Source organism: Stenotrophomonas sp. AC248 (assembly GCF_979258185.1).
The window spans coordinates 2434959-2458220 of sequence record NZ_OZ409840.1 but is presented as its reverse complement, the minus strand read 5'-3'; the positions used below and the strand labels follow the sequence as shown (position 1 = coordinate 2458220).

The following is a 23262-nucleotide window of genomic DNA, read 5'->3' as shown; positions in this document are numbered from 1 at the left end:
CATGCAGGATCTGCTGCCCTATTACGAACGCGAACTGGCTTACCTGCGCCGCTACGGCCGCGAGTTCGCCGATCGCTACCCCAAGATTGCCGGTCGCCTTCAGCTCAATGCGGAAGGCAGCCAGGATCCGCATGTCGAGCGCCTGATCGAAGCCTTCGCGCTGCTCAGCGCACGCGTTTCCAAGCGCATCGAAGACGATTACCCCGAATTCACCGACGCCCTGCTGGACGTCCTGTATCCGCACTACCTGCGGCCGTTCCCGTCGTGCTCGATCGCCCATTTCGACATGGACGGGGTGTCGTCCAAGTTGAGCGCGCCGATCACCGTGGCGCGCGGCACGGCCCTGCAGTCGCGCCCGGTGCGCGGCGTGTCCTGCCGTTTCCGTACCGCCTTCGACGTGGTCCTGGCACCGATCGCGGTGCAGTCGGCGGTCTACCGCGGTGTGGCCGAAGCGCCGATGGCCACCAGCCTGCCGGCCGGCAGCGGCGCGCAGGTGTCGCTCAGTTTCCGCCTGATGTCCGACCAGGCCAGCTTCGATACGCTGGGTACCGATGCCCTGCGCCTGTTCCTGGACGGCGAGCCCTCGCTGCGTGCGTCGCTGCGCGATGCCATGGCGCTCGGGGTCAAGGTGGCCTATGTAGAGGCCGACAACAGCGGCCGCTGGCGCCGCCTGGACGAGGTGCCGCTGCGCCAGGTCGGCTTCAGCGAGGACGAATCGCTGGTCGACTTCCCGGCGCGCTCGCACCCGGCCTATCGCCTGCTCACCGAGTTGTTTGCCTACCCGGAAAAATTCGGCTTCGTCGACCTGCTGCTCAAGCCGGTCACCGCCGGCGCCAGCCGCAGCTTCACCCTGCACCTGATCCTGCAGGCCAGCGCCCCCGAGCGCGGCAACCAATTGGTGCTGGAGGATCTGAGCGCCAGCAACGTGCGCCTGGGCTGCACCCCGATCGTCAACCTGTTCACCCAGCCGGGCGAGCCGATCCGCGTGACCCATCGCACGGTCAGCTACGCGGTGCTGGCCGACGCGCGGCGTGCGTTTGCCTACGAGGTGTACTCGATCGACTCGGTGCACCGCATCCGGCAGACGCCACAGGGCGAAGTGATCCAGGCGTTCCGTCCGTTCTATTCGCTGCACCACGGCGAAGACCCGGACCGCACCGGCCAGTACTGGGTGTCGCGTCGCGACGAGGACATCGCGCGGCAAAGCCCGGGCTTTGAAACCGAGATCAGCTTCGTCGACCTGGCCTTCAACCCGACCCTGCCGCAGACCGACACCGTCAGCCTGGAGCTGACCTGCAGCAACCGGGACCTGCCCAGCCACCTTGCCCATGGCGTGGCCGGCGGCGATCTCACCCTGGAAGGCGGCACGCCCGCGCGGGCCATCAGCCTGCTGCGCAAACCGACCCGGCCGTTGCGCTTCCGCCAGGGCAAGAACGCCCAGTGGCGCCTGATTTCGCACCTGTCGTTGAACCAGCTGTCGCTGACCGGGAGCGGGCTGACCGCGCTGAAGGAGATGCTGCGGCTGTACGACTTGTCCGGCAACAACGTGTCGGCCCGGCAGATCGACGGCATCCTGGCGTTGGAGCAGCACCCGGTGACCAGCTGGATGTCCGGCAAGCAGTTTGCCTCGGTCGTACGCGGGCTGGAGATCCGCCTGACCATCAACGAGAACCATTTCGTGGGCGCCGGCATTGCCGCGTTTGCCCAGGTGATGGATCACTTTTTTGCACTGTACGTGCATGCCAACAGTTTCACCCGGCTGGTGCTGGTTTCCAGCGACAGTGGTGAGGAGATCGTCCGATGCCCGGCGCGAAGCGGCGAATCGATCCTGGCGTAGCCCAGCAACTGCTCGCCGAACCGCACCGCTTCGAGTTCTTCCAGGCGGCGCGGTTGTTGGAGCAGGTGTTCCAGCGCCAGGGCGTGAAGGCAGGCCAAGCCGTGCCCATGCGGGTGCGGTTCCGCAACCCGTTGTCGCTGGGTTTCCCGGCCACCGAGTTGAGCTCGGAATGCGTGGCGTACAGCCTCAAGGGTGACAAGCTGGAAGACGCCGCAGCGATCGACCACGCGCTCGAGCACGAGACCCTGGCCGAGGTGCACCTGACCCCGCATTTCATGGGATTGCTGGGCACCTCCGGTGCGTTGCCGCTGCACTACACCGAAACCCTGCAGATCCGCGAGCTGTACGACCGCGACCGCACCGCACGTGCGTTCCTGGACATCTTCTCCACGCGTGCGGTGTCGCTGCATTACGCGGCGTGGAAGAAGCACCGGTTGGCCCTGCAGTACGAGATCGATCGTCGCGAGCGCTTCCTGCCGTTGATCATGTCGCTGTTCGGCATGGGCATGAACGAACTGCGCGACCGGCTGGTGGACGGGCACGGCGACGTGTTCGACCAGGCCTTTGCCTATTACGCCGGCGCGGTGCGGCAACGCCCGGTGTCGGCGGCGCTGATGCAGCGGGTGCTGGCCGACTACTTCCAGGTGCCGCTGGCGCTGGAGCAGTTCGTGGGCGCCTGGTACCGGGTGCCGGCAGGGCAGTCCACCCGCCTGGGCCAGGCCAACGCCACGCTCGGCGCCAGTGCGCTGGCGGGCGACCGGGTCTGGCAGCGCGACCTGCGCATGCGCCTGAGCATCGGCCCGCTGCGACGGGAGCAGTTCGATGATTTCCTGCCCGGCGGCAGCGCCGAGCAGGCGCTGGCCAAGTGGCTGTCGCTGCTGACTGGCGGCACGCTGGAATACGAAGTGCGGTTGGTGCTGCGTCAGGAAGACGTGCGCGGCGCCGGGCTGGGTGCCGGCGTCGGCGCGCGGCTGGGCTGGGACAGTTACATGTGCTCGCGTGCCGCCGACGGCCCGCGGTCGGACACCACCTACGGCATCCATACACTGCAATGAACAGGTCGGGGCAGGGCTGACCGGCCGCTGCCCTTCATCAACAGGTTTCAGCAAGGAGCGCGTTTTCCCGCATGAGCATCAATCTCAAGACCCTGATCAGCAAGCTGGACGATACCTGCCGTCTGGCCGCCGAGCGTGCCGCCAACCTGTGCATGTCGCGCGGCAACTACGAGGTTGATCTGGAGCACCTGTTCCTGGCGCTGCTGGAGCAGCCGCACAGCGATTTTGTGTTGATTGCCCGCCGCTGCGGCATCTCGCCCGATGCGCTGGAACGCGACCTGTCCGACGAGATCAGCCAGTTCAAGACCGGCAACGGCCGCACCCCGGTGTTTTCCCAGCACATTCCCAAGCTGTTCGAACACGCCTGGCTGATTGCCTCGCTGGATTCGGAAACCAGCCGCATCCGCAGCGGCCACCTGCTGCTGGCGCTGATGACCGAGCCGGAGCTGTCGCAGCTGGCCTACCGCGGCTCCAAGCTGTTCGTGCGCTTCAAGCTGGACGAGCTCAAGCACGACTTCGCCAAGCTCACCGAGGGCTCGCAGGAAGCCACCCAGACCGTGCGCAACGCCGATGCCGGCGCAGGCGAGGGTGACCTCGGCGGCGAGACCGCCGCAGCCGTGGACGGGGGCAAGGGCGGGCTGTCCAAGACGCCGGCGCTGGACCAGTTCACCACCAACCTGACCGAGCGTGCCCGCGAAGGTCGCATCGATCCGGTGATCGGCCGTGACGGCGAGATCCGCCAGGTGATCGACATCCTGATGCGACGCCGCCAGAACAACCCGATCCTCACCGGTGAGGCCGGCGTCGGCAAGACCGCCGTGGTGGAAGGGCTGGCCCGCCGCATCGCCGACAAGGACGTGCCCGACGTGCTGCTGGGCGTGGAACTGCATACCCTGGACATGGGCCTGCTGCAGGCCGGTGCCAGCGTCAAGGGCGAGTTCGAGAACCGCCTGAAGAACGTGATCGACGAGGTCAAGAAGAGTCCGCACCCGATCATCCTGTTCATCGATGAAGCCCACACCATGATCGGTGCCGGTGGCACCGCGGGCCAGAACGACGCGGCCAACCTGCTCAAGCCGGCCCTGGCCCGTGGCGAGCTGCGCACCATCGCGGCCACCACCTGGAGCGAGTACAAGAAGTACTTTGAAAAGGACGCCGCGTTGGCGCGTCGCTTCCAGGTGGTCAAGGTGGAAGAACCCACCGAAGCCCTGGCCGCCGCGATGCTGCGCGGCATGGTCGGGCTGATGGAAGCGCACTTCAATATCCGCGTGATGGACGAAGCCGTTACCGAAGCGGTGCGCCTGTCGCACCGTTACATCAGCGGCCGCCAGCTGCCTGACAAGGCGGTCAGCGTGCTCGACACCGCCTGCGCGAAGGTGGCACTCGGCCAGAGCGCCACCCCGGCGATCATCGAAGACACCCGCAAGCACCTGGATCGCCTGGACGCCGAGCTGGCCGCGCTGCAGCGCGAAACCGCCGGCGGCGCCAACCACCATGCCGAGCGCCTGGGCGAACTGCAGCAGCTGCAGGCCGATGCCCGGGCCGTGCTGGCCACCAATGAAGAGCGCCTCTCGCTGGAGCGTGCCCTGGCCGACCAGATCCGTCAGCTGCGCCAGCAGATGGAGAACGGCGGTGCCGAAGCGGCTGGCAGTGATGCAGCCCCGGCTGACGCCGTCGCCGCCGAGAAGCCTGTGGCGCGTGGCAAGAAGGCCGCCGCCGCAGTGTCGCCGCAGCAGGCCGAGCTGGACCGCCTGCTGGCCGAACTGCGCCAGCTGCAGGGCGACACCCCGATGGTGCCGCTGCAGGTGGATGGCGGCGTGGTGGCCGAAATCGTCTCGGCCTGGACCGGCGTCCCGCTGGGCCGGATGGTCAAGGACGAGATCCGCACGGTGCGCACCTTGGGCACTCTGCTGGTCGACCGTGTGATCGGCCAGGACCACGCGCTGGAGGCCATCGCCCAGCGCGTGCGCACCGCCACGGCCAAGCTGGAAGACCCGAACAAGCCGCGCGGTGTGTTCATGTTCGTCGGCCCGTCCGGCGTGGGCAAGACCGAGACCGCACTGGCGCTGGCCGACATCCTGTACGGCGGCGAGCGCAAGCTGATCACCATCAACATGAGCGAGTACCAGGAAGCGCACAGCGTTTCCGGCCTCAAGGGCTCGCCCCCGGGGTATGTGGGCTACGGCGAAGGTGGCGTGCTGACCGAAGCGGTCCGCCGCAACCCGTACAGCGTGGTCCTGCTGGATGAAGTGGAAAAGGCCCACCCGGACGTGCTGGAGATGTTCTTCCAGGTGTTCGACAAGGGGCAGATGGACGATGCCGAAGGCCGCGAGATCGACTTCCGCAATACCCTGATCATCCTGACCTCCAACATCGGCTCCTCGCAGATCATGCAGGCCTGCCTGAACAAGCCGGCCGAGGAGATCCCCACTGCCGACGCACTGGGTGAAGCCCTGCGCCCGGTGTTGATGAAGAGTTTCAAGCCCGCGTTCCTGGGCCGCATGAAAGTCGTGCCGTACTTCCCGATCAACGACGACGTGCTGGCCCAGATCATCGCGCTCAAGCTCGGCCGCATCCGCGACCGTGTGGCGGGTAACCACAAGGCCACGTTCTTGTGGGACGACAGCCTGGTCGAGGCCGTGCTGTCGCGTTGCACCGAGGTGGATTCCGGTGCACGCAATGTTGATCACATCCTCAACGGTACGCTGCTGCCGGAGGTCGCGGAAAGCGTCCTGGCGGCGATGGCCGAGGGGAACCGGATCAACACCATCAAGGTGACCGCAGGGAAGAACGGCGCCTTCAAATACAAGCTGTCCTGATTGTCGACTGGAAAGGAGATACGAATATGGATTTCTACGGATTCAACCGCGCCAAGGCCATTGCCAACTGTGGCAGCCTCGAACTGGGCCTGGCCCGCGACACCAACAACGTGCGCGCCTGGAATCGCCTGCGCCCGGAGCACATCGTCGAGCTGCTGCACGGTGCCGCCGCCGATGCCCGCCAGGATGCCCGCAACCTGGCTGCACAGATCAGCCGTGGCGCCTGGCGCATCCAGACCCACGCACCCGCGCAGGGCAAGGCCAACCAGCTGGTCAGTAATGCCCGTGAAGTCTCGGTCACCGCTGGCGGCCGCGACTACCGCCTGCTGCTGAACGAAGGTGCCAAGCTGCAGCTGGAGCGTATTACGCAGTCGGCCTGATAGAGGCTTTCAGGTGCACCCGCCGCAGAAGCGGCAGGTGCACCGGGCTGCTCTCCGATGCAATGCGCAGAGAGCTATCACCCAGCTGGAAATGTGTGACATGTGACGTGCGCGACGCAATGCCCACCCGGGGTACAGCCCGGGTGAAATATACGGTGCTTGCGCTGATCTATGTTGACGATGGATCGCTCCAGTCGAATTCACTGGGCTAATGAATGCGGGGATGGATCATGGATTCCGTAACCAAGATACTCGCCGCGCTTGCGGCACCGGGGCAGGCCCAACGCCTGCTGCAGCTGCGCACCTCGCTGGGGAGCGACGTGCTGGTGGCCGAGTCGCTCAATGGCGTCGAGCAGATCGATGGCGTGGGTTTCGTGTTCGACGTCATCGCACTGTCGGCCGATGCCAACCTGTCGCTGGACGGCCTGCTGGGCCAACCCGCCGTACTGCAGATGCAGGCCATCGGCAGCCCACGCCCGTTCCACGGCCGGATCACCGCGGCCGAGCGGATCGGCAGCAACGGCGGCTTGGCGCGGTATCGCCTGCGCCTGCAGCCGTGGTTGGCCTTCCTGGGCCAGCGCGTGGACAGTTACGTATTTCATGACGCCAGCGTGGTCGACATCGTCGAGAACGTGTTCGCCGACTACAGCGGGCTGGTACCGGCCTGGCGCTGGGACCTCACCGACCGCAGCCTCTACGCCAAGCGCAGCCTGACCACGCAGTACCAGGAAACCGACCTGGCCTTCGTGCAGCGCTTGCTGGCCGAAGAGGGCATCTATTACTGGTTCGAGCATGGCGCAGACCCGGACAGCGAGTCGTTTGGTGCACACACGCTGGTGCTGGCCGACAACCATCATGGCGCCAAGGATCTCGGCGCGGTGCGCTTCCACCGCGGCGATGTGACCGAGCGCGATGACAGCGTGCAGCAGTGGTCGACCGCGCGCCGCTGGCTCACCACCAAGGTGTCCCGGCATACCTGGGATCACCGCACGCTGGAGCTGCGCCAGGCCAGCGCGGAAGCGCAGACCGCGCACGAGGCGACCGGCGAAGATGCCGACACCTGCGGCCCGTACGGCTGGCAGGACAACGCGCGTGGCCAGCGCCGCGCCCAGCAGCATCTGGACGCGCTGCGCGTGCGCGCGCACACGATTGAAGGGCAGGGCAAGTGGCGGCAGCTGACGCCGGGCGCCCAGTTCCAGCTGGGCCAGCATCCGGGCGTGGATGCCGGCACCGCCTTCCTGTGCCTGTCGGTGCAGCACCAGGCGCGCAACAACTTCGAGGCCGATGTGTTCGACGCGCTGGAGCAGCAGCTAGGGCCGGCCGCGCAGGCGCCGCTCAGCTTGCCGGGCGCCTTGACGGGCTTGTCCGTGACCAACACCGCGCCGGACCTCACCACCACCTTTTACGACAACCGCTTCGTCGCCATTCCGGCCGACGTGGTGTACCGCCCGCAAACCGAGGACGGCCACGGCACGCGCCTGCATCCGCGCCCGTCGATCACCGGCACGCTCAGCGCCATCGTGGTCAGCGACGGCGAGCCGCTGCAGTCCGATCGCGACCACCGGATCAAGGTGCAGTTCCCGTGGCAGCGCGGCGGCAGCTCCAGCACCGGCTTGGCCCATCCCGGCGGCGACGACAACGCCCCGGCCAACGTTGGAGCGTGGACCTGGGTGCGGGTGATGACCCCGTGGGCCGGCGACAACTGGGGCGGCGTGGTGCTGCCCCGTCGCGGCCAGGAAGTCCTGGTGGCCTTCCTCGAGGGTGATATCGATCGCCCGGTCGTGGTCGGCGCGGTGTACAACGGCCGCGGCCAGACCGACGCGGCCCATAACCAGGTCGCCAGCGGCGGTGCCAACGCCACCGGCAATGCGCCGGCGTGGTTCCACGGCAACGAGCACGCTGCTGTCTACACCGGCTTCAAGAGCCAGGCGCTGGCCGACAGCCAGGGCGGGCAGGGCGGTTACCAGCAGATGCGCCTGGATGACACGCCCGGCCAGGGCCGCGCGCAGCTTTCCACCACCCAGCACGCCACCACGCTGACACTGGGTCACCTGAAGGGCGGCGAAGACAACGTGCGCGAAAGCGAGCGCGGCTTCGGCGCCGAGCTTTCGACGCAGGCCTTTGGGTCACTGCGTGCCGGGCAGGGATTGTTGCTGAGCACCGAGTCTGGCGAACCGCAGCTGGCCGCCAATCAGGCACTGACCCAACTGCAGGAAAGCGCCGAACTGCTGCATTCGCTCAACGAATCGGCAGTGAACCAGCAGGCCCAACTGCCCGAGGAGCCATCCACGCTGCAGGCCTACGACGCCCTGGAGCAGCTGCAGGAAAGCCTGCGCGCCACCCAGAGCGGCAGCGCGGCGGGCAGCATCAGCGGCGGCGACGGCGATGCCCCCGGCTGGGACAAGCCGGTGCTGATGGGCAGCGGCGTGGCCGGCGTGATGAGCCTGACCCCGGCCGACCAGGTCTGGGTCAGCGGCACGCACACCACGCTGGCCTCAGGCGTGGCGCTGAACTGGCTGAGCCAGGGCTCGATCACGATGGCGGTAGCCGGTGGGCTGGTGCTGTACACCGCCGGCGCCGAGCCGAAACCCGAAAGTCCGAATCAGGAACGTGGGATTGCGCTGCACGCCGCGCAGGGCAAGGTTAGTGCGCGCGCACACAAGAACCAGGCAATCCTGGCGGCCAAGACCAACGTGAAGATCACCAGTACCCAGGCCGATGTGCAGTTGTCGGCGCCGAGCAAGCATTTGCTGGCGACGGCGGCCGGCGCTTACATCCGGATCGAGGGCGACAACATCGAGCTGGGCGCGCCCGGGAAGGTGGAGTTCAAGGGCACGCAGCGGGAGTGGACGGGGGCAAAGGCGTTGAAGCTTGCGGCGCCCACCTTGCCTTCCGGAAGCCACGGGCCGTGCCAGTTCCGCGTGAGAGCAGCCGAGCAGAGTGGTGCGGCTGTTGTGCCGCTGGGGAGCTGATGCATGGAGTTCAGCCACCGCTTCTTCATGTCCCAGGACTTCGCGCTGATCAATCCGATGCAGATCGATGCCGACATCGTGGCGCTTTGGCCAAGTGAGCCGATTGTTCCGGATGCACTGAAGGGACAAGAAAAGCACATGCCGCGTCTGATCGCGTTGGCCGAGCTGGACGAGGATGATCGTCTGTATCGGTTGGATCAGACCATGAACTATGGCAACGCGCGCAACAAAGCCCCCTTCTGCGGCTTGCTGCGGAGCCAGGCCTCGCCCAGTCGGGTAGCCAGGCATGTGGCGAGCGCGATGGTGCAGAAGATCGGCGGCGAAGCGATGTGGCTGCGTCTGCACGATCCGCGGGTGTGGCTCAACCTTCGCTGGATCCTGCGACCCCTCCAGGTCGACGCCCTGCTGGGCCCAATCAGTCACTGGTCCTGGCCGGTGCCTGGCAGTGAGCGCTGGACGGCCAGTACAAGTGAGCGGGCGGCCGCGCAACGGCTTGACCTGGATATCGAGCAGATGCGGGCGCTGTCCATGACGGGGTCGGTCAATCGCGTCTTCGCCAGGCTGGCGCGCGACGGCGCCCCGGTGCTGGACACCGACGCATCAAGGAGGACTGCGTTCAACGAGATGATGAGGGCCCAGGCACTTGGCTTGAGCACCGATGAAGATGTGGAGTTCTTCGCCTTCCTCTCGCTTGTCAGGTCTCCCCAGGTGCATGACCAGCCTGTGGAGCGAAGGATGATCGATCTGGCTTTCGCGGGGGAGTGCGGGTACTTGTCGGCATGGATGGACGAGTACAGCCAATCAATGGAAGTGAATGCAGAGGAGCTGGACGAACGTGGCAACAACTGACACCAAACAGCCGGGTGGCCTTGGGGCCTGCGATCCGAGCAAGAAATGCCAGATGTGCGACCAACGCGGTCTGCCCATTCTTCCCTTGCGCTACTCACTTGCGCGTACCGATGTGCGGGCAGGATTCACCATGCCGCCGCTGGAAGGGAAGTTCGGAGCGGGCGTCAAGGACATCGTCCTGCCGGCTGCGCGTGCCCAGTACACCTTGCGACTGGCACGCCAGGGCTATCTTTACGTATTCAACGAGGCGCGGGGCGAATGGAAGGGGTACTTCGTCACGGAAGATGCCTACCTGCTTGAGTTTGATGTGCACGCCGATGCGCCGCCGATGGAGGAGTTCGCGCCCACCTGTGCGCGCATGGCGACCTCGCAGCTGGCGCGCTTCGTCACCATCCCCGACCCTTCGAGGGCCGGCAAGGTTTGGTTTGGCTTCAGCGAGGCACCGTGGGCGCCCGAGGTGCTGAAGCGCAACCGGCTCTCCTCCGAGCGAAAGAAGCACATGCGCGCGGTCGATGTGAAAGCGTGGGTTGGCGGGGCGCGCCCCGATCACACCGGTGAAGTGGGTGACGCCAAGCGTCTGGTGAGTGAGTTTGCGTTCGAAGAGCAGGTTGCAAAGCCTCGAGACCCGAGTCAGCCGACGTCGCAGATGGTGCTGGATCCAAAAACCGGAAAGATGATCAAGCAGGTCAATCTTGAAGGCGTGACGGTCTCCAATAACCCGGCGTATGACTTCACCACCTTCGCCTTCCGCCGCTGCAAGCAGCAGGTCGCGGGCATGGAGGAATGGGTCAAGAAGGCGTCTCCGGAGGTACCGGCGATGATGCTGGCCCTGAACGATCCCGCCGGTCTTACCCAGGACGTGTCGGCCTTGATGCGGGAGTTGGTGAGGGACTTCGAAACCGGCAAGGATCGCAATTGGAAGTTGGCCGCGGCGACGGGCATCAAGGGCATCCGGAAGGCGATCGAAGATCAGGCGGCCGCTACCGAGCTGAGCGAGCGGCGCGCAACGGCGATCACGGGCAAGGCATCGGCAGAGCTCTACGCTGCCGGACTCATCAAGATGCCCGAGTCGTTGACCGCCGAACAGGACCGCAAGGCGCGCGTGTCAGCGTGGAACCGCTACAAGGATGACTACGACGAGTCAGCCGTGTCCAGGTTCGAAGCAGAGCTGGAGCGGGAAACCAAGGAATTCACCAGCAGCCAGCTGACGCCGTTGGCGATGTCGTTCGTTCGCTGGTATCAGTCCGATGCACTTCGTGACTGGTTGTCGTCCAACCATCATGAAGGCCTCGAAGGCGGTGGCGGGGCATTCACCGTCATTGTCCAGCGCTGCGTGGAAGGCATCACCGGTCACGACCAGGTTGCTGCTGCGTTGTTGAAGGATCTCAACGGGCGTTTCGATGAAAAGCGCAATATCACCCTGCGTGCGCTGGTCCTGAACGACACCACGATCGCCAAGTACCTGGAGCTTGCGGCCGGGCCGAGCCTCGAACTGGCCAACAACCCGGGCGCCTGGAGCAACGTGCTGAAGGCGTTCGCACACGTGGACGACAGGAAGAAGAACAATCCGGCGGACATGCAGACCCGCACCGGTATTGTGGCCAACTTCATGCATGAGATCGCCGGGTCATTCATCACCGGGCTTTCAAAGGCAGGGCAGACCATCAAAGTTGGTGCGGCGAATATTGCGCTCAGCATTGCCATGAAGCACCGGATGATGGCCTTGATGGGCGCCGTATCGGGCCGGCAGATCACCCGGCTCCCTGTGAGGGCGTCCGAAGCCGAGCTTGCCCACTTCATCGTGGAGGCGCTGACGGCTGGGCAGTCTCCCGCCGAGAAGGCACGTGCCCGCCAGCAGGTGGATACGCATCTTCGTCAGCAGCTGACAGAACGATCCGGTGCGCGGACCGCCACCGGTGAGCGGAATGCGCGGGGTCGCAAGGTCTTCCAATGGGCGGTCTACTGGGACGATGAAACCATGCGTGCCCTGCGCGGGACGAATATCACGACCCTGGACCGGGCGCTGTTGAGCGAGGACCAGTTGCGGGCCGTGGTCAGAAGCCGCGCAGCCTCCTTTGCATCCGTCAACATCCGGGCAGACGTTGGCTTCGGTGTGGTGGGTCTGCTGCTGGATGGTTGGAACGCCGCGGATGCCTTCACCAAGCTTGATGACGAGAAGCAAGGTCCAGAGAATCGCCGCCGCATCAGCCTGGGATCGGCCCTGTTCGGGCTTGCGGGGACGAGCATTGAGTTGACCGCTATCGGATTGGAACGAACTGCGTATGGGCAGGTGGCGCGATCGGTGCGGATCGCGGCCGTCGAACTGAGGACGACATCGGCCGTCATCGGATGGATGGGCAAGCTTGTAGGAACCGTGGGGGCGTTCCTTGGCGCCGTCGTCGATGGTTGGAAGTTCTATGAAGCCGCCAAGAGTGGCGACATACCGATGGCCATCCTGTTCGGCGCAACGGCTGTGGGCGGCGCTGTGGTTGCCGTGTGCGTGCTGTTCGGCTGGATGACCGCTGGCATAGGCTTCATCATCATGATTGTCCTGGCCATCATCGGGTTTGTTGGCGAGTGGCTGATCAACCTTATTCGCGATGATAAGATCGAAATCTGGATCAACAAGACACCCTTTGGTGCGCATGATCATGGACGTTTCGAGTCACTTGAAGACCAGGAAGCAGCGTATGTCGCATTGCAAGCCAAGTAGGACCTCCCGATGAGCAGTTTTACTGGCTGGCTGGTCAGCCCTTTCAAGCTGGGCCGTGAAGTTTCCGAGAAGGAAGCGCGCGCCAACCTGCGATCTCCCGGGATACCGCGTCCGAAGCCACTGAACAAAGGCGCCATCCATCTCGATTCCACCTGCCTGGAGTATCTGGACCGGTACTTCCTGATGCGCGGCTGGGGGGTGCTTGGGGGTGGGTTTCTTGTTGTCTTCTGCGTGGTCCTTGGCGGCGCAGGCATTTACGGATTCCTGCAAAGCTCACAGGGACAGGTTGCGCCTGTGTTCTGGGCGCTGGTCATCATGGCCGTGATGTTTGGTGTGCCCGCGCTTGTGGCGCTGAAGGTGCTCGTGCTCAAGGATGCGTTTCGGTACACCCACTATCCTGTCCGCTTCAATCGAGCCAACCGTAAGGTCTATGTGTTCACCGGCGGGGCGCGGAAGTACCTTGAGGTGCCGTTCGACGATGCATTCTTCTTCATCAACGAAGATGGCGGTACCGGTGCCAACAACGTCCGCATTTACGACCTGCGGATGCATGTCATCGAAAGTGGCAAGATTGTTCATACGGTGTCGATCGGATCCGATGGTGGCAGTAGCCCGGGGGTCGTCCTTGCGCATTGGGAAATGATTCGCCGCTTCATGGATGAAGGGATGGACGATCTGCCGTTCCCTCCGCTTGGCATCTTTGCGTCCTCGCGTGTTTCGTTGAAGAACGCGTTCATCATTCCGTTTGCAGTGTTCAACGGCGCATTGCGCTGGATACTCGCGCCTTTCCTGTTTCCGATTGGTGTCGCCCGCTACATGGCGCTGGCAAGCAGTAAGCGCCCGGTGTGGCCAAGCTCGGTGGAAGCAGAATGCGCGCCAGCGCGTGGCAGCCGGGTTCTGCGCGAACCGCAGGTTTACGGCGACCTTCCGGGCGGCAGGAGTGGGGAGGCGGCGTTCATGCAGTACTGGAACGAAGCTGAGACGCAGGCAAGGGCGGAGGACCAGGGCCTGGCGTCGCTCTTCAGGTGAGGCGTGGGTGACTGGACGCTGCCTGTCAGCGCGGTCCAGGCCCGATTGAACCCGGTGCGCGGCGCTGGGTGGCTCCGGTTTCTGCTGGTGTCACGCAGCGCAGTCGTACGCAACGCGGGCTGGACGACGTCCAACCCGGCAGCGCCTGGCGCAACGGCCGACTTCAAGGATGTGAGCATGAGTGCATTTGCAGGCTGGTTGGCCCAGCGCTATCGGGTCAACAGACCCTTGTCGGACGCCGAGCGCAACGCAGATGTGCGCAATTTCGATGGCATGGTCAAGGATCCAATCGACCAGGGCATCATCGCGCTCAATCCCACGTTCATCGAATATGTAGACCGGCATTTCCACTATCGCGGCTGGGGGGCGATGTGGGGGCTGCTGGTCATTGCGCTTGCCGTTGCATTCGCCGTTGCGATGGCAATGGCACCAACGGTGACGCCCCAGGGCTTTCCACGGCCGCTGACAACGGGCGAGCGTTTCGTGGTGGGCTGGATCGTCACACTGTCGTCCGGGTTGGCAGCCTTCAGCTACTGGATGCTGTTGGGCCGGGATGTCTTTCGGTATCAGTACTATCCCGTTCGGTTCAACCGCAAGTCGCGCAGGGTGCATGTCTTTACCGGTGGCCGCCGTGGCGCGCTCTCGGCACCGTGGGATGAGGTGCGTTTCATCATCGGAAGCGGCGCGCCGGTGGGCGCGGGCGACAGGGACGCAACCTACGATCTTCGCGGCCACCTGATGCAGGGCGATCAGGTGATTCACACCTTCGCCGTTGGCAGCGACAGTGGGGCCAATCCCGGGCCAACGTTGGCGCACTGGGAGATGATTCGCCGCTACATGGACGGGGGCATGGAGGCGCTTCCATTTCCGCCGCTGCAACTCTACACATCGACCACGCCCAGCCTTCGGAATGCCATCATCATCCATGTGTCGTCTGCCGGCACGGGCCTGGGTCTGCTTGCTTTGCCCATTACGCTGCCGTGGGCCATGTTCAGGTATCTGTCGATGAAGCTGTGCAGACGCCCCAGCTGGCCCCGCGCAGTCGAGGATGATTGCGCCGGCGGTGCGGAGGCTGGGAGCCTGAAGGAGCCGGTCGTGTACGGTCGGGTAGGCGACGGCCGTGGCAGCGAAACCATGCTGGCGTACTGGACGCAAGCCACCCGTGATGCAATGGCGCTCAACGAGACGTTGCGCACACGGATGAAGGGAAACGGCGGGCATTGATCGCCTCGAACAAGCGCCTGCGCAGTGTCACTTGCCGCATCCTTGCTGCTGCACGTCACATTGGCTTGGATAGGCCCGCTGAGTGCGTTGTTCCCGCATGCGAGCGAACACGGGAGTGAGACGAGGATGTACACAGGTTGGTTGAGAAGGTTCAAGGCGGATCGAACGATCGACCCTACCGAGCAGTGTGAGCCATTGAAGCGGGAGCGCACTGGCGTGAGCAACGAACGGCACTGCGTCATCCGCCTGAACTCGACGTACATGGATGTGATTGATCGGCGCTACCGTCTTCGGGGGATGGTGACGACGACCGTGGTAACGCTGGTCAGTACCGCCTTGGCGCTGTTCGGGGTATGGATGCTGGTGACCTGGCTTCCCACCGTGTACGCGGGGCGAGCGGTTGATTGGTTCATGGCGGGCGTTCTGGTGATCGGCTTCGTCGGTCAGTTCGCGCTGATGTATCGATTGGTCATTGGCCGCGATTTCTTCACCTACAAGTACTACCCGATCCGGTTCAACCGTCGCACGCGGATGGTGCACGCCTATACGGATGCGGGCCCTTCCGGCGTCATCAGCGTGCCGTGGGAGCAAGCGTACTTCCATCTTGGGCACGGTCAGGGTGAGACGTTCCTGCGCGATATTCGTTGCCACGTCATGGAGGGGGATACGGTCAGGCATACCTTTGCCGTCGGTCACTATTTCGACGATGCGGACAAAATTCGCGAGATCTGGGAGTTCATCCGACGCTACATGGACGAAGGACCGGAGCACGTGGTTGACGCGCCGTCGTCGCGGCGTGTGCACCTGTCTGTGGCGGACACCTGGAAGAATTGCTACCTGACGGTGATCATCAGCCTCGGTGACGCGTTGCTACCGTATCGCACGGTGCTGATGCCGTTGCTGGGGCCATTGGTCGTATGCCGATGGCTGGTGTTGAAGAGCAGCAGAGCGCCGGAGTGGCCGGCCCATGTGGTGACGGAATCCGTCGTCGACGTGGCCGATCCGCATCAGTGGCCGGAGCCGGAGTATGTCGGGCAGTTCTATGCGGGACGCGGTGTCTGACTGCTTAGCGCTCTCAGAGGAGAATGCCAGTGCGGCGGTGCCACTTCATCGTGACTTGGCGACGCGCATGCTGTGCCTGTGTTCTCGTCTGCATCCGGTGACATGCGGCAGGCTGCACACGCGCGCCCGATTGAGGGGCTGTCGATGTGAAGATGCACCGAATAGGGCATTTTCCCAGCGTGCTACTCGACTGACTTGCCTGTGTTCCCTATTCTAGGTGGCATGTCCGAGTTTCCGGGTTAGCCTGGAACAAGAGCGCGGCGTCGCTCGGCGCTCTTGATCGGTGCACATTGTGACCTGGGTCACACTGTGCACTGTATAGGTTCCGATGGTTGGTTGATTTTCCGTCGCGAATGAATCGTGCGGCGTCTCGACTGATGTTCTGCTGATGATGGGTCGCCCCAGTTGAATCTGCGGGGCTAATGAATGGAAGCATTATGAAATCCACAAGCACGATACTGGCCGCGCTTGCGGCACCGGGGCAGGCACAGCGCCTGCTGCAGCTGCGCACCTCGCTGGGGAGCGACGTGCTGGTGGCCGAGTCGCTCAATGGCGTCGAGCAGATCGATGGCGTGGGTTTCGTATTCGACGTCATCGCACTGTCGTCCGATGCCAACCTGTCGCTGGACAGTCTGCTTGGGCAGCCGGCATTGCTGCAGATGCAGGCCATCGGCAACGAGCGCCCGTTCCACGGCCGGATCACCGCCGCCGAACGGATTGGCAGCAACGGCGGCCTGGCGCGGTATCGCCTGCGCCTGCAGCCCTGGCTGGCCTTCCTGGGCCAGCGCGTGGACAGCTACGTGTTCCATGACGCCAGCGTGGTCGACATCGTCGAAAACGCCTTCGCCGACTACAGCGGCCTTGTTCCGGCATGGCGCTGGGACCTGACCGATCGCAGCCTCTACGCCAAGCGCAGCCTGACCACGCAGTACCAGGAAACCGACCTGGCCTTCGTGCAGCGCCTGCTGGCCGAAGAGGGCATCTATTACTGGTTCGAGCATGCGGACGACCCGGGCAGCGAGTCGTTTGGGGCCCATACCCTGGTGCTGGCCGACAACCACCACGGTGCCAGGGACCTGGGCACGGTGCGTTTCCACCGGGGCGATGTGACCGAGCGCGATGACAGCGTGCAGCAGTGGTCGACCGCGCGCCGCTGGCGTACCACCAAGGTGTCCCGGCACACTTGGGACCACCGCACGTTGGAGCTGCGGCAGGCCAGCGCCGAAGCGCAGATGACACAGAATTCCATGGGTGAGGACGCCGACACCTGCGGCCCGTACGGCTGGCAGGACAACGCGCGTGGCCAGCGTCGCGCGCAGCAGCACCTGGATGCGCTGCGCGTGCGCGCGCATACGATTGAAGGGCAGGGCAAATGGCGCCAGCTCACGCCCGGGGCGCAGTTCCAGCTGGGGCAGCATCCGGGCGTGGACGCGGGTACCGCCTTCCTGTGCCTGTCGGTACAGCACCAGGCGCGCAACAACTTCGAGGCCGATGTGTTCGATGTGCTGGAGCAGCAGCTAGGGCCGGCCGCGCAGGCGCCGCTCAGCCTCCCGGGTGCCTTGAGTGGCTTGTCCGTTGCGAATGCATCGCCGGACCTCACTACGACCTTCTACGACAACCGCTTCGTCGCCATCCCGGCCGACGTGGTGTACCGCCCGCAGACCGAGGACGGCCACGGCACGCGCCTGCATCCGCGCCCGTCGATCACCGGCACGCTCAGCGCCATCGTGGTCAGCGACGGCGAGCCGCTGCAGTCCGATCGCGACCACCGCATCAAGGTGCAGTTCCCGTGGCAGCGCGGCGGCAGCTCCAGCACCGGCTTGGCCCATCCCGGCGGCGACGACAACGCCCCGGCCAACAGCGGTGCCTGGACCTGGGTGCGCGTGATGACCCCCTGGGCCGGCGACAACTGGGGCGGCGTGGTGCTGCCCCGTCGCGGCCAGGAAGTGCTGGTGGCCTTCCTTGAGGGTGACATCGATCGCCCGGTCGTGGTCGGCGCGGTCTACAACGGCCGCGGCCAGACCGATGCCGCCCATAACCAGGTCGCCAGCGGCGGCGCCAACGCCACCGGCAATGCGCCGGCGTGGTTCGATGGCAATGAACATGCCGCGGTCTACACCGGCTTCAAGAGCCAGGCCCTGGCCGACAGCCAGGGCGGGCAGGGCGGCTATCAGCAGATGCGCCTGGATGACACGCCGGGCCAGGGCCGCGCGCAGCTGTCCACCACCCAGCATTCAACTACGCTCACCCTCGGCCACCTCAAGGGTGGCGAAGACAATGTGCGCGAAACCGAGCGCGGCTTCGGCGCCGAGCTTTCCACGCAGGCCTTTGGGTCACTGCGTGGAGGCAAAGGCCTACTGCTGACCACCGAGCCGGGCGAACCCCAGCTGGCCGCCAATCAGGCCTTGACTCAGCTGCAGGAAAGCGCCGAGCTGCTGCAAAGCCTGAACGAATCGGCGGTGAACCAGCAGGCGCAACTCCCCGAGGAACCGACGAAGTTGCAGGCCCACGACGCGCTGGAACAGCTGCAGGAAAGCCTGCGCGCCACCCAGAGCGGCAGCGCGGCGGGCAGCATCAGCGGCGGCGACGGCGATGCCCCGGGCTGGGACAAGCCGGTGCTGATGGGCAGCGGCGTGGCCGGTGTGATGAGCCTGACCCCCGCCGATCAGGTCTGGGTGAGTGGCACGCACACCACGCTGGCCTCAGGCGTAGCGTTGAACTGGCTGAGCCAGGGCTCGATCACGATGGCGGTGGCCGGCGGGCTGGTCCTGTACACCGCCGGCGCTGAGCCCAAGCCGGAGAGTCCGAACCAGGAACGTGGGATTGCGTTGCATGCCGCGCAGGGCAAGGTCAGTGCGCGCGCACACAAGAACCAGGCAATCCTGGCAGCCAAGACCAACGTGAAGATCACCAGCACCCAGGCGGATGTGCAGCTCTCGGCGCCGAGCAAACATCTACTGGCGACGGCGGCCGGCGCTTACATCCGGATCGAGGGCGACAACATCGAGCTGGGCGCGCCGGGGAAGGTGGAGTTCAAGGGCACGCAGCGGGAGTGGACGGGGGCGAAGTCGATGACCTCCGACGTCACAGCGCAAGCGGGAAAGAACGATCGATGCAACGAGGCAAGTGTAGATGCGGCCAGCGCAGGAGCAGCACATGTCGCGCTATGACGCCCGATATGATGTTTATGTGGAGCTAAGAGAGCGTATGCGCTCGTCAGTGAATGCTTGGTTCGTGCTGGTTGATCCTATGTCGCGTTGTGCAATGGGATCGCTTGAAACGGCGCACAGGAAAAAGCACATCGTGGATCTGGATCGCTTTGGCATTGACAGGGAGCTCTGCCCCTTCATTCTGGAGTTGGATGGTCCCAGTGACGTGTTGCTGGAAGAAACGCTGACTCTCGCTTGGGAGAGGCGCGGTGACTGGCAGCAGCCCCAACCAATATGTGGATGGATCTCCAGCGCACTGCCCGCCGCTGCAGTGGCGGGAGCCGTCCTACGGCAAGCGGTTGTGGCCACGGGCGATGGAAAACGCAGGCTTGAGCGATTCTATGACCCGCGAGTTGCGCGTCATGCGGGTTTCTCCGAAAGTGCCCGACACCCTTTCGAGGGTGCAGATGTATGGGCTCAACTCGGCTGGGACGGCGAGTTACAGGCAATACCCTGCATGACCGGGACATATGTGGCGCCGGCATCTCCAGTGCAGCCCGATCCGCGTGCGGCCTGGTGTGTTGCAGTCAATGCGGCGATTTCTCAACTGCAGCGCATGGACGACCTCACATTGGAGCGGGAGCAGCAATTACAGGCGGCGGTAGATTGCGCGATGCATCTTGGTCTATGTGCCGACGAGGCCGCCGATGCCACAACGTTCCTGCTGCACAAAGTGCTGGTGCATCCTCAGATTGAACGTCACCCGGTGATAGCCGAGTGGCTGCGAGAGGCAGTGGCCGGCGCTGGAGCCTATGCAGATCGCTGTGCGGAAGCTGATGCAGAATGGTGGCAGGCCATTGAACATGGCGCCTGGTCAAGAAATACGAATGGATTCAACGTGGAGGCAAGGCATGGCTGACGGCGCAAGTATCGCGACGGGTGTAAAGCGATCGGTGCAGAACCCGGCGCCGTTTGGAGACTGCAAGCGCTGCGACAAGGCGGGCTTCCCCATCCTTCCGATGCGATTTGCATATACCGCCCGCTCTGCCTCCGCGGAAGCGGGGTCGGCAAGCTTGTCCGGCCAAGACTACACTTTCCGCGCAGGCGTGCTGGCGATGCGCATGCTCAGCCAGGGCTTCCTGTACGTACTTGACGAACGCGGCGGGGGAACCTGGCGCGCCTTCCAGGTTTCGAACGAGGGTTCGCTGTCCGAGTTCACGGTGGCTAACAAGCCTGAACCGGTCGAACCACAATGCGGACGCTCAGACCACGCCGTGCGTTCGGCGGCATTTTCGATCTCCGATCCGAAGAACGCTAAGCGGGTCTGGCTCGCTTACTTCAGCGTATGGCAGACCGAACACCAGCTGCAGCTTTATGACGCGGCGCTTCTCGGCAAGGCCATGCCCGCTCGGTTCGAGGAAGATCCTCAGGTCGAGCTCAAGGATCTGAAAGGACGGTTCCAGGAGTTTTCAGTCCCGGACCTCATGGCAGGGGTCAAGGCCGGCGCTGTCAGCCATCGGCAAGCCGATGCACTTGGCGCGGACCTCGGCGTGGTCCGGGATCATGCCCCCGAGTTTGGGGGTCGCCATAGCCTGTATGTGGACAGTGTGACCCCCGGTGTAGACCGGTCAGGGTTGGCCACGGCGGTGGCCCAGCGCATGGCAGGCATGCATGAAGGTGGCGGCGTAGCCGTCTACCTGCACGATCCTATCGGCATCGCATTGGAGATACGCCACCTCGCTACACTCAAACGGCTGAAGATCGAGGCAATCAACCAGAAGTTTCGACGAAAGATCGCCGTCAAGCGGCTGATCGAGCAAATCGGCGCATCGTGGAAGGCCGGTGGCGGTGACAAGGCGCAGGAATGGGCAGAGGACTACTTCGACAAGATTGATGCAAGCAAGATTGCGTCCTTTGATCGTGAGTACGCTGCAGAGATTGGACAACTCCCTTCGATCTTGAATGGCCTCTGCGACGATAGCGGTAACTTCCAGCAGGCGTGGGCGCTGAGGAACTGTCTCAAGCATGATTTCGACGTTGCCGACGCCGCCTCGACGATGGCGATGGTTTGCCAGGCGGCTACCGTGCTGGGCGGCGGTGGCCTGTGCGATATCGATCGCGGTCATGCGATCAAGGAGTTCGAGAAGCCGGTCGAGGACAACTTGTGGTACTGGGCCATCACGGGTGGGCAGAGAAGTCTCCTGACGGTCCTTGCCGAGGACAAGCAGGCCGATGTCCAAGGCATCATCAAGTCGAGCTATAGCGTGTTTGATGCCTGGGTCTTTGAGAACCAGGGTTTCATGTCGCAGCTTCATGCACAAATGACGGGTGCGACTGCAGCCTCGGCGGGTGGATCCGCTGACCGGGTTCGTATAGCGACCTTCCGAAGTGCACTGTTCATCGAGGAGGCGCTGAGGAATCTGATCACCGGCGCGCAGGGCCTGCTCACAGATGTAAAGCTGGCGGCATACAAGAACCTTCGCGTTTTTGCCGTTGCCGGGGCCTTGTGGTTCCGGACCGCCGTCCAGCCGGTTGTACAGGAGGTCACGGTCGCCGATTTCATTCGCGACAACAAAGAGAGCGCCTGGGGGCACTCATTGGAGTCGAGACTGCAGCGGTCGGTCGATGCAGAGGGTGGTAAGCGCTCTGCGATCAATCTTGCGGATGTAACCGATGAGCTGGGTGAAGCCGGTCGAAAAAAGATTCCGTTGCTCCGTATCCACTGGGGTGAGGTGATCGAGCTTGAGTCATTGACCGGCGAGCGTGCGCGCGTGGTCAGCCAGGAGGCGAATCGCCGCATCCGGCGTGCCGCAGGCAAGACCGGCGCCGGCAAGGCAGGCGGAAGACGAGGCGGCAACTTTGCCAAGGCGCCGCTAGGCGCGGCCATGGACAAAGCCTACGAACAGCTGCGACGCCAGGCGCTTATTGAGCAGGCGGCTGACAAGGCAAAACGGGAGCTGGCGGCCGAAACTGCCCGGATCAATCGCGCGCGCGTTCAAGGGGCCAGTGTGCCGGCAGTGGCGAGCCCTGCCGCCTTGGCTGGCGCTCCGCATGCAACCAGCGGTGGTTGGAGCACCAAGACCATCGCGGTTCTGAAGAACGGCGCAGCAGCCGGAACTCTCGCGGTGTGGGCGATGGGGTTCCAGGCCATCGCCCTTGCCGCTTCGCTGAAGGAATGCGAGGACAAGCCTTCCTCAGCAGCCTACGCCAAGATCAGCGCTTCATTGTTGGGGTTCGTCGGTGCAGGGCTGGAGGCGAGCGGCGCGATGATGGCACTCCGCGCCTACCTCACCGCCCGGACAACCGGTACGCTTGTGCGGGCGGCCACCGCAACGGCCGGTGCAGGCGGGATACTTGGAGGGGCCGCTGGCATCATTGTCGGCGTCATGACGATCAGGGACGCGCGGGACCTGAAGGACGCCGGAGACCGCGACGCAGCGGATGCGATGCAGATCGCCGGGATTTTGCTCACCATCAGCGGCGCGGCTACTGCGGGCGGAGGCATGATGCTGTTGGGTATGTCGCTGTATGGCGGTCCGATCGTGTGGGCCATCGTCGCTGTCGGCGCTGCCATTGCCGGCCTCTACTTCTTGGTCATTGCCGAAGAAAAGCGCGACAACCCGCTTCAGGTCTGGCTTCGTTCGTGTTGCTTCGGCATCAAGCCGACGTATGCGACGGAGAAGGAAGAGGCTGATGTGCTGGAGAAGCTGTTTGTCATTCCCTTTGCAGTGACCGGGATCTGGCGGACTGGCGCATCCGTGTTGGGATACACCTTTGGCGGCACTGTCGATGTGCTTATTGACGCTCCCGATGTGATGGAAGGCAAAGGCTGGCTCGAACACAGAATCGAGCTCCAGATGACCGATGGCCGTGTTCTCACGGCAAGCTCCTCTCGGCTGCTCAGTACGGATCTTCGCACCGGGCTGGTCGATCCGCAGAGATTCTCCGAGGGGCTGGAGCACCAGAACAGGGGCTTGTCAGCCCCGACGTCCGGGGGCGCAAACCTGCGCCGGAGCGAGACCGGTGGAGTAATGTGGCGGATCATCTATGTGAGCAATTCCCTGAAGAGCGTCAAGGTCACGGCGCGGCTGTGGCCGGACAAATCCAGCAATCCAAGTTTGGTCCTTCCGAGTGGTGAAGGTATCGTTCAATTGATCACCGCAGAGAGATGAA

The 23262-nt window shown here is 64.2% G+C and carries 13 protein-coding genes; all 13 read left to right on the top strand.

Features of this window, described 5'->3' with window-relative positions; all coding sequences use genetic code 11:
* Position 1: 1 nt before the first annotated feature.
* The 13 genes from tssF (at position 2) to ACZ0AE_RS11070 (ending at position 23261) form a co-directional block, all read left to right on the top strand.
* Entirely contained in the window at positions 2-1837 is a 1836-nt protein-coding gene (gene tssF, locus ACZ0AE_RS11130) for a type VI secretion system baseplate subunit TssF (protein ID WP_463601134.1), read from the top strand.
* The gene (gene tssG / locus ACZ0AE_RS11125; RefSeq protein WP_038687998.1) at positions 1801-2892 is read left to right on the top strand and encodes a type VI secretion system baseplate subunit TssG; all 1092 of its coding nucleotides are present in this window, start codon (positions 1801-1803) and stop codon (positions 2890-2892) included. The genes tssF and tssG overlap by 37 nt, the downstream gene beginning before the upstream one ends.
* Before the next feature lie 71 nt (positions 2893-2963).
* Entirely contained in the window at positions 2964-5711 is a 2748-nt protein-coding gene (tssH, locus tag ACZ0AE_RS11120) for a type VI secretion system ATPase TssH (RefSeq protein ID WP_463601133.1), read from the top strand.
* A gap of 26 nt (positions 5712-5737) precedes the next feature.
* A complete protein-coding gene (locus ACZ0AE_RS11115; RefSeq protein ID WP_038688001.1) occupies positions 5738-6091 on the top strand; it encodes a hypothetical protein in 354 nt (117 codons plus the stop codon).
* Between the two features lie 230 nt (positions 6092-6321).
* Positions 6322-9063, top strand: a complete 2742-nt coding sequence (locus ACZ0AE_RS11110) for a type VI secretion system Vgr family protein (protein ID WP_463601132.1) — start codon at positions 6322-6324, stop codon at positions 9061-9063.
* A gap of 3 nt (positions 9064-9066) precedes the next feature.
* Positions 9067-9912, top strand: coding sequence for a DUF4123 domain-containing protein (locus tag ACZ0AE_RS11105; protein WP_463601131.1), 846 nt, complete (start codon positions 9067-9069; stop codon positions 9910-9912).
* Positions 9899-12625 (top strand): T6SS effector BTH_I2691 family protein, encoded by a 2727-nt coding sequence (locus ACZ0AE_RS11100; protein ID WP_463601130.1) that lies wholly within the window; start codon positions 9899-9901, stop codon positions 12623-12625. The genes ACZ0AE_RS11105 and ACZ0AE_RS11100 overlap by 14 nt, the downstream gene beginning before the upstream one ends.
* Positions 12626-12634: 9 nt before the next feature.
* On the top strand, positions 12635-13654 hold the full coding sequence (locus ACZ0AE_RS11095; protein ID WP_038688006.1) for a DUF6708 domain-containing protein: 1020 nt from the start codon (positions 12635-12637) through the stop codon (positions 13652-13654).
* Between the two features lie 177 nt (positions 13655-13831).
* Positions 13832-14878 (top strand): DUF6708 domain-containing protein, encoded by a 1047-nt coding sequence (locus tag ACZ0AE_RS11090; RefSeq protein WP_038688008.1) that lies wholly within the window; start codon positions 13832-13834, stop codon positions 14876-14878.
* A gap of 216 nt (positions 14879-15094) precedes the next feature.
* Positions 15095-15940, top strand: coding sequence for a DUF6708 domain-containing protein (locus tag ACZ0AE_RS11085; protein ID WP_463601129.1), 846 nt, complete (start codon positions 15095-15097; stop codon positions 15938-15940).
* A 437-nt stretch (positions 15941-16377) separates the two neighbouring features.
* A complete protein-coding gene (locus tag ACZ0AE_RS11080; RefSeq protein ID WP_463601128.1) occupies positions 16378-19110 on the top strand; it encodes a type VI secretion system Vgr family protein in 2733 nt (910 codons plus the stop codon).
* The gene (locus ACZ0AE_RS11075) at positions 19097-20008 is read left to right on the top strand and encodes a DUF4123 domain-containing protein (protein WP_448135968.1); all 912 of its coding nucleotides are present in this window, start codon (positions 19097-19099) and stop codon (positions 20006-20008) included. The genes ACZ0AE_RS11080 and ACZ0AE_RS11075 overlap by 14 nt, the downstream gene beginning before the upstream one ends.
* Entirely contained in the window at positions 20001-23261 is a 3261-nt protein-coding gene (locus tag ACZ0AE_RS11070; protein ID WP_463601127.1) for a toxin VasX, read from the top strand. The genes ACZ0AE_RS11075 and ACZ0AE_RS11070 overlap by 8 nt, the downstream gene beginning before the upstream one ends.
* Position 23262: the final 1 nt, after the last annotated feature.

Coding starts and splice junctions, on each gene's coding strand:
- ACZ0AE_RS11115 (WP_038688001.1), top strand. CDS start 5,738: ATGGATTTCTACGGATTCAACCGCGCCAAGGCCATTGCCAACTGTGGC.
- ACZ0AE_RS11080 (WP_463601128.1), top strand. CDS start 16,378: ATGAAATCCACAAGCACGATACTGGCCGCGCTTGCGGCACCGGGGCAG.
- ACZ0AE_RS11090 (WP_038688008.1), top strand. CDS start 13,832: ATGAGTGCATTTGCAGGCTGGTTGGCCCAGCGCTATCGGGTCAACAGA.
- tssF (WP_463601134.1), top strand. CDS start 2: ATGCAGGATCTGCTGCCCTATTACGAACGCGAACTGGCTTACCTGCGC.
- ACZ0AE_RS11105 (WP_463601131.1), top strand. CDS start 9,067: ATGGAGTTCAGCCACCGCTTCTTCATGTCCCAGGACTTCGCGCTGATC.
- ACZ0AE_RS11070 (WP_463601127.1), top strand. CDS start 20,001: ATGGCTGACGGCGCAAGTATCGCGACGGGTGTAAAGCGATCGGTGCAG.
- ACZ0AE_RS11075 (WP_448135968.1), top strand. CDS start 19,097: ATGTCGCGCTATGACGCCCGATATGATGTTTATGTGGAGCTAAGAGAG.
- ACZ0AE_RS11095 (WP_038688006.1), top strand. CDS start 12,635: ATGAGCAGTTTTACTGGCTGGCTGGTCAGCCCTTTCAAGCTGGGCCGT.
- tssG (WP_038687998.1), top strand. CDS start 1,801: ATGCCCGGCGCGAAGCGGCGAATCGATCCTGGCGTAGCCCAGCAACTG.
- tssH (WP_463601133.1), top strand. CDS start 2,964: ATGAGCATCAATCTCAAGACCCTGATCAGCAAGCTGGACGATACCTGC.
- ACZ0AE_RS11110 (WP_463601132.1), top strand. CDS start 6,322: ATGGATTCCGTAACCAAGATACTCGCCGCGCTTGCGGCACCGGGGCAG.